At 44.4% G+C, this 11,677-nt stretch carries 9 protein-coding genes; 5 read left to right on the top strand and 4 right to left on the bottom strand.

All coding sequences use genetic code 11. The features are described 5' to 3' along the window. Positions 1 to 93 precede the first annotated feature (93 nt). Together H3T84_RS01755 and H3T84_RS01750 are read right to left on the bottom strand one after the other, a co-directional pair. Entirely contained in the window at positions 94 to 2,304 is a 2,211-nt protein-coding gene (locus H3T84_RS01755) for a cation-translocating P-type ATPase (RefSeq protein ID WP_198217452.1), read from the bottom strand. Between the two features lie 38 nt (positions 2,305 to 2,342). Then, positions 2,343 to 2,549, bottom strand: a complete 207-nt coding sequence (locus tag H3T84_RS01750; protein WP_025331110.1) for a heavy-metal-associated domain-containing protein — start codon at positions 2,547 to 2,549, stop codon at positions 2,343 to 2,345. 110 nt (positions 2,550 to 2,659) lie between these two features. On the opposite strand from H3T84_RS01750, the gene H3T84_RS01745 reads away from it, so the two are divergent. From H3T84_RS01745 to H3T84_RS01725, 5 genes are all read left to right on the top strand, one after another. Continuing rightward, the gene (locus H3T84_RS01745) at positions 2,660 to 3,067 is read left to right on the top strand and encodes a MerR family DNA-binding protein (protein WP_025331111.1); all 408 of its coding nucleotides are present in this window, start codon (positions 2,660 to 2,662) and stop codon (positions 3,065 to 3,067) included. Between the two features lie 125 nt (positions 3,068 to 3,192). Continuing rightward, on the top strand, positions 3,193 to 6,672 hold the full coding sequence (smc, locus tag H3T84_RS01740; protein WP_198217446.1) for a chromosome segregation protein SMC: 3,480 nt from the start codon (positions 3,193 to 3,195) through the stop codon (positions 6,670 to 6,672). 136 nt (positions 6,673 to 6,808) lie between these two features. Further along, entirely contained in the window at positions 6,809 to 8,074 is a 1,266-nt protein-coding gene (waaA, locus tag H3T84_RS01735) for a lipid IV(A) 3-deoxy-D-manno-octulosonic acid transferase (protein WP_198217439.1), read from the top strand. A 156-nt stretch (positions 8,075 to 8,230) separates the two neighbouring features. Beyond that, positions 8,231 to 8,746: a prepilin-type N-terminal cleavage/methylation domain-containing protein gene (locus tag H3T84_RS12065; protein WP_198217437.1), complete on the top strand. Its 516-nt coding sequence runs from the start codon at positions 8,231 to 8,233 to the stop codon at positions 8,744 to 8,746. A gap of 264 nt (positions 8,747 to 9,010) precedes the next feature. Beyond that, positions 9,011 to 9,127, top strand: coding sequence for a hypothetical protein (locus H3T84_RS01725; protein WP_198217763.1), 117 nt, complete (start codon positions 9,011 to 9,013; stop codon positions 9,125 to 9,127). Positions 9,128 to 9,948: 821 nt separating this feature from the next. Here the strand turns inward: H3T84_RS01725 and H3T84_RS01720 are convergent. Together H3T84_RS01720 and H3T84_RS01715 are read right to left on the bottom strand one after the other, a co-directional pair. Further along, entirely contained in the window at positions 9,949 to 10,455 is a 507-nt protein-coding gene (locus H3T84_RS01720) for a pilin (protein WP_198217435.1), read from the bottom strand. 368 nt (positions 10,456 to 10,823) lie between these two features. Continuing rightward, complete coding sequence (locus tag H3T84_RS01715; protein WP_198217433.1) at positions 10,824 to 11,630, bottom strand: hypothetical protein; 807 nt, start codon at positions 11,628 to 11,630, stop codon at positions 10,824 to 10,826. Positions 11,631 to 11,677: the final 47 nt, after the last annotated feature.

Raw genomic sequence — 11,677 nt, 5'->3', positions numbered from 1 at the left:
TTGCAGATTTTTTGGTAGGGTTAAGAAACTGATATTTTTATTTTTATTGTTATGCAGGCAGCGATTTATCTGCCTGCACAGAAAATTTATTATTCAGTCCAGCCTGCTTTTTCGCAGTCGCAAAGCATTAAGCAATACTGAAATCGAGCTCATCGCCATTGCCGCGCCGGCGATTACCGGGCTGAGCCAGCCAATTGCAGCCAGCGGGATACCGAGAATATTATAGAAAAAAGCAAAAAACAGGTTTTGTTTAACAACGCGTACAGTAGCGTGAGCCAGAGCCAGGGCATCGGCTACCTGAGTCACCGAATGGCGCATCAGCGTAGCTGAAGCAGTATTGGTGGCCACATCTGCCCCGCCATACATGGCAAAGCTGACATCCGCCGCGGCCAGTGCCGGCGCATCGTTGATACCGTCGCCGACCATCGCTACCACCTTGCCTTGCTGCATCAGCGCTCTCACCGCTTCGGCCTTGGCACGCGGATTCATTTCTGCCTGATAATAGCTGATACCCAGTTGTCTGGCAATATATTCAACTACACTGCGCTGGTCACCGCTCATAATATGAATATCAATATTTTGCTGCTGTAAGCGTGTAATTGCACTGGCAGTGTCTTCTTTTAAAGCATCAGCAATGGCAAATGCACCTGCTATTTCATTATTAATAGCGACAACCACAATACTGGCAATCTGCCAGATTTCCTGCTGCTGTAATTGCCCGGGTATGCTGAAACCGCACCATGCAGGATTGCCGACTTTTACCGCGCCATAACCGTCTACTTGCGCCTGTGTACCCTGCCCGATTTCGCTGTGGCTATTGCTGGCGGTTAGTACCGGCAGGTTTTGCTGTTCAGCAGCCTGAATCACTGCTTGCGCCAGCGGATGAGTGGTGAGCTGTTCAGCGGCAGCAGCCAGTTGCAGAATGGTTTGCGCATCATATTGACAAGCGGGATTTCGCCACTGAGCAACAATCTGGGGTTTACCCTGAGTAAGAGTGCCGGTTTTATCCAGTACAACCGTAGTGACCTGACTGGTACGCTCAAGTGAGGCTGCATCTTTAAACCATACTCCGTACCGCGCCGAGCGCCCCATACCCACCATCATCGCGGCCGGGGTGGCCAGCCCCAGCGCACACGGACAGGCAATTACCAGTACGGCAACGCCACGGGTCACTGCTTCGTTAAAATCACCACCAAACCACCAGTTCAGAATAAAAGTTAATACGGCTATGGCAACTACGGCAGGCACAAATACCATGGATACTTTATCAGCCAGCCGTGCAATCGGTGCTTTACTGCCCTGTGCCTGCGCCAGTGCCTGCATCATGTCACCCAGCAGAGTCTGACTGCCAAGGGTCTGTGCCTGATAGGTGATACTGCCGTTGCTCAGTAATGCACCGGCAAGTACTTTATCACCAGCCTGTTTCAGTAATGGTTTAGATTCACCGGTGAGATAGCTTTCATCACACCATGCTTCACCATTGTGCACAATGCCATCGGCAGCGATGCGGTTGCCGGCATTGGTTTGCAGGATGTCACCTTTCTGTATCTGGCTGAGCGGTACTTCCTGCCAGCCGTTGTCTGTTTGTCTGCGCACCATTTTCGGAGTCAGTTGCAGCAGCATGCTCATGCTGTTAAGGCTTTGCTTTTTAGTCCGCTGTTCCAGATATTTGCCCAGCGAAACAAAGGCAATTACCATCACGCTGGCTTCGAAATAGATAAACTGATGCGCATCATGCTGATGATTAAACAGCATAATACTGGAATAGAGCCAGATAGCGACCGTGCCCAGAGACACGAGTACATCCATATTGGCTACACCGCCTTGCAGGGATTTAATCGCACTATTGTAAAACGGCCACGCCAGACCAAGCTGGATAATCGAAGCGAGAACAAACTGCCACCATGGCGGCAGCATCCAGTGCTGTCCCAGCAGCATGCCCAGCATACCGATAACAAAAGGCAGAGCAATGATCCAGATAACTGCCAGACGCCACGGTATCGCTGTCGTTTTATGCTCCTCATTCTGCATTTTAGCCAGTGCTTCTATACTGGCGCTGGTTACGGCTGTGGCTTTAAATCCGGTTTTTGCCACTATCTGAACTATATCGTCTGTACTCAGCAGCTTACTGTCAAAACAGGTTTGTAATTCATCACTGGCAAAGTTAACATCGGCAGCAATAATACCCTGCTGCCGACGCAATACTTTTTCTATGCGGTTGGCACAGGCCTGACAGTCCATGCCCTCAATGGCAAAGCGCGCTGTTTCGGCTGTATTGCCGTTAGTGTGCTGAGTTTGTTCCATGGTTCTGTCCTTCTGTTTTCCAGCCGCATATCTGAGGATTAAACTACATCAAAACCGGCAGCTTCAACCGCGGCTTTGAGGGTATCTACGTTAGTAAGGCTGTCGTCAAAGCCAATATCGGCAATACCGGTTGCAAAATTAACCGCCACAGTTTCCACACCCGGGCTGCCCTGTAGTGCTGATGTCACACTTTTGGCACAACCTTCGCAGGTCATGCCGTCAATTTTAAACTGAACCATTTGCATTTCTGTCTCCTTATGGATTCGGGTTTAATAAAAAGTAGATAGAGTACAGCTTAAACCTTAACACTGTGATAGAGTCAAGCTTTACATATGCAAATTCAGATTTTTATCTTATGAATATCAGTGCCGCAGAAAAATTAACCGGTTTATCCAGTAAAACCATTCGTGATTATGAGGCTGCCGGACTGATTCAGCCTGTACGCCAGAGTAACGGCTATCGCGATTACAGTGAAGCCGATATTGCCACACTGTGCTTTATCAGACATGCCCGCGAAGTAGATTTTTCGCTGGCACAGATTGCCCAGCTGCTTGCATTACGCAACAATCCACAACGCACCAGTGCTGATGTCAAAGCACTAGCAGGCGAGCACATACAGCGTCTTAACCAGAAAATAAATGATTTATCCAGCATGAAAGAGACTCTGGAAAACTGGTACAACCGCTGTGGCGGTGATGCTTCACCACACTGTGCGATTATCGACGGGCTGGATAAGCATGGTTATGCCGGTAATCACAGTTAAGCCGGCTCCGGTTTGTGTTATCCGTTCAGGACTGGCTGTTATTCATAGTAACTAAAACTGTCTTTTTACTTAAAACAAGCTAAAATAGTCGCTTTTCGGCACTTTTCCCGGGCTTTATTGTTGCTATGCGTCTTACCCATATCAAGCTTTCCGGCTTTAAATCCTTTGTTGATCCCACCACGATTGCGGTACCGGGCAGACTGGTAGCGGTAATCGGACCAAACGGCTGCGGCAAAAGCAATGTGATTGATGCTGTGCGCTGGGTTCTGGGAGAAGCTTCCGCCCGGCAGTTGCGCGGCGAAAGCATGCAGGACGTGATTTTTAATGGTGCCAATACCCGCCGCCCGGCACCGCGTGCCAGTGTCGAACTGGTATTTGACAATAGTGACGGCCAGCTTCAGGGAGCATGGGGACAATATGCCGAAGTGGCGATAAAACGCCAGCTGACCCGCCAGGGCGATTCTACTTATTTCATTAATAATCAGGTTGTGCGCCGCCGTGATATTACCGATTTATTTCTAGGAACTGGCGTCGGTGCCCGCGGTTACGCCGTTATTGAGCAGGGAATGATTTCCCGCATCATTGAAGCACGGCCGGAAGAGCTGCGTGCCCATATCGAAGAAGCCGCCGGCGTGTCTAAATACAAAGAACGCCGCCGTGAAACCGAAAATCGTCTTGCCGATACCCGTGAACATTTACAACGACTGGCCGATTTACAAAGCGAGCTGGATCGTCAGGTAGAAAAACTCCGGCGACAGGCAAATACCGCACAACGCTATCAGGAGCTGAAAGCTCAGATAGCCGATAAACAGAATTTATTTGATTACAGCCAGTGGCAGCAGGCTCTGCATCAGGCAGACAGTGCCACAGCACTTTACCAGCAGCATGGCAATGCACAGGAATCGCTGAAGCAGCAACTGGAAACACTGGAACAGCAATTACAGCAGCTGCGCGAACAGGAACAGCAACAGCAACAGCGAGTACGCGAAGCTGAAATGCAGCGTGCCGGCCTGCGCGAACAATGGGCACGGCTGGAAGAACAGATTCGCCACCGGCGCGACTGGCAGCAGCGTATTGCCCGGGAACAGACTCAGGCACAAACTGAGCTGCAACGCCTGCACAATGAAAATATTCAGCAACAGCAGCAACTGGAATCGGCCAGTTCAGAGCTGGAAGAACAGCAATTACAGCGTGAAGAATGGGCTTTACAGGCCGCGGAACATGAAGCGCGCATGCCGGAACTGGAAGAACTGGCTCATCAGGGCGAGCGCACTCGTCAGAACCAGCAAAATGAGCTGGCACGTCTGGAACGTGAACTGGCCATCAGACAGCAGCAGCACCAGCATGCGACAGCGGCCATTGCTCAATTGCAGCAGCGCCGGCAGCGTCTGGAAGAAGAGCTGACGCAACTGGCCTTACCGCAAAACGGAGAGCTGGAAACCGCCCGTGAGACAGCAGCAGAGCTGGAACAGATTGTAACTACGCTGGAAGAGAACCTGCTGCAATATGAACAGCAGCGTGAAAGCGCACGGGAAGCGCTGCTTCTGGCTCAGCAGCAATACCGGCAACTGGACAAACAGCAGCTTACTCTTAGCGCGCAGGTAGAAGCGTTAACAGCCATGCTTCCGCAAGCTGAACGCAGCAGTACAGAAAACGAAACCGATAGTAATATTCCTTTATTATGGCAACATTTGCAGGTTGCCCAAAAATGGCAGCATGCGACAACCGTTGTTCTCGGACACAGACTACAGGCACAGTATACCGAACAGCTGCAACCTGGAGATACTCTGCCAGAACACACAACCGTCTGGGTCAATCAGACAGCTGAAACCAACCGGCAAAAATGGGCAACAAATGCCCTTTTACAGCATATAGAAGTTCAGGCTCCATTTTCCGAAGCCATTCAATACTGGCTCGGACAGGTATTTTGTGCAGAAACACTGGAAGAGGCTTTGCTCGGGCAGGCTGATTTACAGGCACAACAGCTTATTATTACTCCTGAAGGCCACTGCATTGATGCCATCAGTGTGACATTGTATGCTGAAGATAATGGCACCGGTCTGCTGCAACAGCAGCAGCAATTGCGCGAACAGCAACAGGCACTGCTAGCACTGGAACAACCTTTGCAGCAGGCTGCAGAAACCATGCAGTTGGCACAGCGCAACCTTGAGAATACGGAAGAACGGTTGAATCAGTGTCAGCAACAGCTTAAACAGCAGCAACAGCGCTGGCAAACAGCCTCTGCTCAGGCTACTGAGTTACTGGCACGCACCAGTCAGGGGCAATTGCGGCAGGAACATATTCAGCAGGAAAGCGCACAAATCATCAGTGAGCTGGCACAACAACAGCATGTGCAGCAGCAAACGCAGGCTGATACTGAAAATCTTACACTCGCGGTAGAACAATTGCGTCCGCAATTACAAAATCATACTGCCAGCCAGCAAAACCAGCAGCAAACTTTGAAACAGAGCCAGCTAGCATTGCTGGAAGCGCGACGGCAGCAGGGTTTGGTAGAAATGGCTATAGTACGCCTGCAACAGCGGATTCAGACTGCCACACAGGAACAGCAGCGTATTGCACGCGAAACGGAACGCTGGCAGGAACGTCAGAGCGAGCTTGCGCTCGGTATTGCCGAGCAGGAAATGGAAGACGAACAAACCCTGCAAACTGAAGAACTGAATACCCAAATCGATGCAGCTACTGAACAGTGTACAACTACACAGCAAGTGCTTGAACAGCTCCAGCAGCAATTACAGCACATACAGCAACAGCAGCACAATCTCAACAGCCAGCTTCCGCAGTTACAGGCCGATACTCAGACTGCCTTGCTACAGCAACAGGAAGCCTTGCTGAATGCCAGACGTTTTCACGAAACCCTGCAACAGAATAAGGCTGATCTGGAGGCATTAGCAGAGCTGTTTAATCAGTCACAACAGGCTGTACCGGAATTAAATCAGGAAATTGCGGTACTGGCACAGAAAATCAATGCACTGGGTGCGGTTAATCTGGCGGCATTACAGGAGCTGGAAGAAGCACATGAGCGCGCTGAGTATTATCAGACACAAACAGCGGATGTACAGGCAGCTATTGCGTTACTGGAAGAAGCCATCAGTACAATTGATGAAGAAACCAAAACCCGCTTTAAAACTACTTTTGATGCGGTAAACGAAAAAGTACAAAGCTACTTTCCTACTTTATTTGGTGGTGGTGAGGCCAGACTGGATATGGTGGGCGCTGATTTACTCAGCGCCGGCGTATCCATTATGGCGCGCCCGCCGGGCAAGAAAAACAGCACTATTCATCTACTTTCCGGTGGAGAAAAAGCCTTAACTGCCATGAGTCTGGTCTTTGCCCTGTTCAGCCTTAATCCTGCTCCGTTCTGTCTGCTAGATGAAGTAGATGCTCCGCTGGATGATGCCAATACCAGCCGTTTTTGCAATCTGGTTCAGCAAATGTCGGCACAGACTCAGTTCGTGTATATCTCCCATAACCGGCTGACGATGGAAATGGCCGAGCAGCTGGTAGGGGTAACCATGCAGGAAAAAGGTGTTTCGCGTATTGTTGAAGTCAATATCCGTCAGGCACTGGATATGGCTGAAGCTTAAGTTCGCAGATAACAGAATGGCACTAACCACACAATACAGCTTCTGCTTTTTCAACTCATGCTTACTGAATCATTCCTGATAATCAATCTTTTTTTAATTTATAATTCTCTGCAACAGATCATTACAAGCAATACCTATGCTACTGAATTTTTTATACCAAATCTTATGGCAGATAGCACCCCCTTTTTTACGCAGGTATTTACGCCGGCGTGCTGCGCTGGCACCGGCATATGCGCTTAACTGGTCTGAACGTTTCGGCAAACCTTATCCCGATCCGGTAAAACACGGCATCTGGGTGCATGTGGTTTCTGTTGGTGAAACACGCGCTTCATTACAATTTATCCGTGCGCTACAAAAGCATTTTCCGGATAAACCATTATTGATGACGCAAACCACACCTACCGGTCGTGCCACAGTACAGCATTTTTTTCCTGAAGCACAATGCCGTTATCTGCCCTATGATAAAAAATCCTGGGTTAAACAATTTATCCGCGATCACCAGCCTGTATTCGGCGTATTAATGGAAACAGAAATCTGGCCGAATCTGATTAATGTCTGCGCCGACAATCAGATTCCGCTGTTTATGGCTAATGCGCGCTTATCCGAAAAGTCTCTGCATGGTTATCTGAGAGTACGTTCACTGGTTGCGCCGGCTCTGAGCACGTTAACTGGTTGTTACGCCCAGACTAAGGCGGATGCTCAGCGGCTTAAACAAATCGGTGCAGCCAATATTCAGGTCTGTGGTAATACCAAATATGATATTACTCCGCCGGCAGAAATGGCTGAACTGGCGCAAACATTCAGACAGCGTATTGGCAACAGACCGGTAGTTGTGTGCAGCAGTACCCGCTTTTACCACGGCACAGACGAAGCTCAGTTACTGCTTGATGCATGGGCAAAACAAAAAACCGGCAATATCCTGCTGGTTATCGTTCCGCGTCATACTGAGCGCTTTGAGCCAACTTACGAATATGCCGAAAAACTGAATTTTATTACCCAAAAACGCAGTGATAACCAGAATATCGCCGAACAAACTCAGGTCTGGATAGGTGATAGTATCGGCGAACTGTTTGCCTACTATGAATGTGCCGATATTGCCTTTGTAGGCGGAAGTCTGGTCGACAGCGGCTGCCATAATATTATCGAACCGATTGTGTGCAAACTCCCTACTCTGTTTGGTCCTTCTACCTATAATTTTGCCGACGCCGCGCCCAAAGCAATTGCCGCCGGCGCAGCCAGGCAAATTCAGTCTGCAGAAGACTGGGCAGCAACAACCCTGGCTTTGCTGGATGATTCACAGCAAAGAAAGCAGATGTCTGCCAGTGCGCAAGCCTTTATCCGGCAGCATCAGGGAGCAAGTGAACGCATGGCACTATATATACATGACATAATTAAAAAATAACATCTAATCAAAATATATATTTTAAAACAAATAATTAACCAACAAAATAAAGGAATTTTTATATCATTTTATTACTAAATTTTTCTAAAATGAAAATTTGGTATATATATTGCTAGAATTTAAATACTTTTATACATTTAATAAAATGATTTTATTATGCAATATAAATATAAATCTTGGGCACACATTCAAAAAGGGTTTACTTTGATTGAGTTGATGGTTGTAATAGCTATTATTGGCATTCTAGCAGCTATAGCAGTTCCGCAATACCAGAATAATGTCGCTAAAACCCAGCTAACCCGAGCTTATTATGAACTTAAAGCTTCTACTACAGCCATAGATACCATCATAGCAATGGGTAATGTACCAACCATGGACAGATCTCAGAATGGTAGACCTGTTAACGGATCCGGAAAAATTTATGAATTTATTGGTATAGACACGAATAATATCGATTCTAATATTATGTCTAGCGTGGACATTACTGCAGAAAGTGATAAAGTAACGGGTTTGCGTGCAATATTAGGTAATCACGTTGCACCAGCAATTAATGGAACGGTTATTACTTTAGAACGGTCAGAAGGTGGCACATGGACCTGCCAGATTAAACCTCAAGAAACTGAAAATTTATCTAAATATGCAATTAGCAATTGCAATATCATTACTAACTGATTTTTTTTGATAATTTAAACTAAGTCTATAGGTAGTTATTTAAATTCAGAATATAATTAAGCTAATATAAAATATATTATCTGGATATATTTTATATTATTAATAATGACTGCCTTAAATTTTTTACTGTTTTGAGAATCTAGTTGGTTGATCCTGCGAATAAAAATTCGCATAGGGAATAGACTTTTTTATCTGCATTTTGGTATCTTTATAATTTATAATACCATCCGCCTGTGGCAATGATATAACCGACATCGTCATGCCATATCAATACTGTATTTTGCAGCTAATGAACATTGTGATGGCAGCAATATCATGATTACAGGCAGTCATAACCCGCCTGACTATTATGGTTTTAAAATGGATACCAGACGGAACTAACTCCGGCTGATGATAATACTCAGGTTTTACGTAAAATTATTGAATCCGGTGAAGTTACCGCTAAAGCTGAATATGCCGAAGTGTCGTTACATGACTGACTTTTCTGAATATATTTTTATATAAACTCATCAGATTCAGCCACAGCAAACAATGATATAGATGCTTGAAATTAAGTTGCAGGTGCTTACGCCGGTGATTTATATCGTACTCTTGGCTGCGAAATACAGGAATTATTTTGTGGATAGATGGTAATTTTCCCCATCATTAGCCTGACTTCGCTAAAACAGTTAATAATTTTCAGGTTTTAATTCAGTCACTTCTAATCAATGATGTAAAAATCGGGCTAATCTTTGATAAAAACCGTGTGCGTCTAGAAATTAATATTATTTGAAAAAATAATTTAAATATTTTTAAACTTGAAAATCTGATTATTTAATCAACCATATCTTATATAAGAGATCAATACAAAAATTTCTTTGGTAAAATCCTCAATACAACAATAAATAGTAAATTAATAATTAAATTATATTACTATTCAAGCTTAATAATCAAAATATCAAAGATATACTTTGATAAGCAGCAATTTTATTAACTATATCCAACAAAGCCTTAAATTATATATTAGTTGAATTGAGCTAATAAACTGTGTAATGTGATTTAAAATACAGTCAAATTATAATTTAAGGATTTCATTAATAATACACTGTGCTATACAACATAAAATAAATATTTATTTATCATAAAAAAATTAATTCTATTGAATTTATAAATTAAAAAGGACGGTAAACCGTCCTTTTTATTAAATTATTAAAAATAATTTATTAAGGTTGACCGCCACCAGTACCTGAACCAACAGGGCAAGAAGAAGGTGCATATTTAGCATCCACATCGGTTGAACAAGTCCAAGTTCCGTTGTTATCACGTGACCAAGTCAATGTTTTACCTTTTAATGTAGTTGCGGCATTATTACCAAATTCTGCTTTTATTGTAGCTGTTCCGTTATCAGCTGTTGGCATAGTAACTTGAGGAACACCAGTACCTGTTGCTGGCGTTGCATCACCAGCATTCGGTGTTGTGTTTGCCATTAGATTAGAACCAGTAGCACCCAATTGACATTTACCAGCAGTATTACCTAAATCTGTACGTCCGTCCAGAATACAGGTTTCTACAGTAGTTTTCAAAGCACCTGCTTCAGCCATCACACGAGTTACCTGTGAACGTGCAATGTAGTTCTGGTACTGAGGTACAGCAATTGCTGCCAGAATACCGATAATCGCGATTACGATCATCAGCTCAATCAGGGTAAAACCTTTTTGTAAGGATTTCATTATTAGCTCCTGTGTAAGAGTTAAAACAACTAAACAACTTCAATTAATTTCTATCAGCGGCGGATAACAATAATTTGATAAATATTGCATCTGCTGACTTCAATTAGATATAAGCATATTCCGTGCCAGTTTTGAGATATTCCAGTATAAACTAAATATAAATTGAACGAATGCTGTATTAACCATACTCAGACATTAAATATTAAGCCACCTATAAAATTATAATCAATTGATTATTAATAATACTTAAAGTTATAAATAAAAAGTATTAATAAAATTTTCCTGATATTTCCAACTCATTAATTACCCTCTTATCTCATAACAATTATCGATATATTTTATAGTTACAGGTTTAATAATTTGATTTATCAAAGATAATACTGCAGCATATATGCCCGTACAGCTGCAAGCATAGCCATCTGGCTGATTAAATTTCCTGTCCCGCCTTCAACATTAATATAATCAATCTGCTGCCGGGCAGCCCATACTGACAATGAGCCATCATCATGAACATCCTGATTATTCTGTAAAACCACATTGAAATTCCGGCCGGACAAAAAATCAAACGCCTGCCGGCTGGTCACATAGAAAAAATCATGAGGATCTTTATCAGGGCTGACCGCGACCTGACTCATAGCCTGCGCCATTGAACCGCCAGGTACATAGTTTCGTATAGATAATCCTCCCGGATGATTGTTATGCAGAGCAACAATTAATTTAGCATGAATCAGATACTGATCCAGAAAACTGCGGACTTCCTGACCTAACTCTTCCCTTGCACCGGCACAGTTACCGCGCCGACATTTTAGTGCATTGTTTCGTCCAGGCTCCGTAAAAATTCTATTCGGATCAAATCGATAGCTTACTTCTGCTGTCTGTATACTGATTTCACGGCTGCCATCATGGCGAAAGTCCACTAAACATCCCTGCTTAATCTGGTTTAAAGTCAATAATGCAGCCTGCCGTGCAGTTTCTTCATTATCATGTACATGCACCCAGACAATATCTGGCCATGGATTACCGGCACAGGTTTGAGTAACCGGCAATATCTTTGCTTGCCCGGTAATATTAAAGGTATCTGAAACAGAATCTTCGGCATATACAGGCAACCCGATTACAATTAATAACAATAGAAAGAAATATTGATAAATATAAAAAGTTATTTTTTGCATCATACTGATTATTTGCTGTTTTAATTTCATTTTTTGTATACTTTAAATGA

The organism is Snodgrassella sp. M0110, from assembly GCF_016101465.1.
Lineage (GTDB): Bacteria > Pseudomonadota > Gammaproteobacteria > Burkholderiales > Neisseriaceae > Snodgrassella > Snodgrassella alvi.
This window is presented reverse-complemented; position numbering and strand designations above follow the sequence as displayed.

Coding starts and splice junctions, on each gene's coding strand:
- H3T84_RS01745 (WP_025331111.1), top strand. CDS start 2,660: ATGAATATCAGTGCCGCAGAAAAATTAACCGGTTTATCCAGTAAAACC.
- H3T84_RS12065 (WP_198217437.1), top strand. CDS start 8,231: ATGCAATATAAATATAAATCTTGGGCACACATTCAAAAAGGGTTTACT.
- waaA (WP_198217439.1), top strand. CDS start 6,809: ATGCTACTGAATTTTTTATACCAAATCTTATGGCAGATAGCACCCCCT.
- H3T84_RS01715 (WP_198217433.1), bottom strand. CDS start 11,630: ATGATGCAAAAAATAACTTTTTATATTTATCAATATTTCTTTCTATTG.
- H3T84_RS01755 (WP_198217452.1), bottom strand. CDS start 2,304: ATGGAACAAACTCAGCACACTAACGGCAATACAGCCGAAACAGCGCGC.
- H3T84_RS01720 (WP_198217435.1), bottom strand. CDS start 10,455: ATGAAATCCTTACAAAAAGGTTTTACCCTGATTGAGCTGATGATCGTA.
- H3T84_RS01750 (WP_025331110.1), bottom strand. CDS start 2,549: ATGCAAATGGTTCAGTTTAAAATTGACGGCATGACCTGCGAAGGTTGT.
- smc (WP_198217446.1), top strand. CDS start 3,193: ATGCGTCTTACCCATATCAAGCTTTCCGGCTTTAAATCCTTTGTTGAT.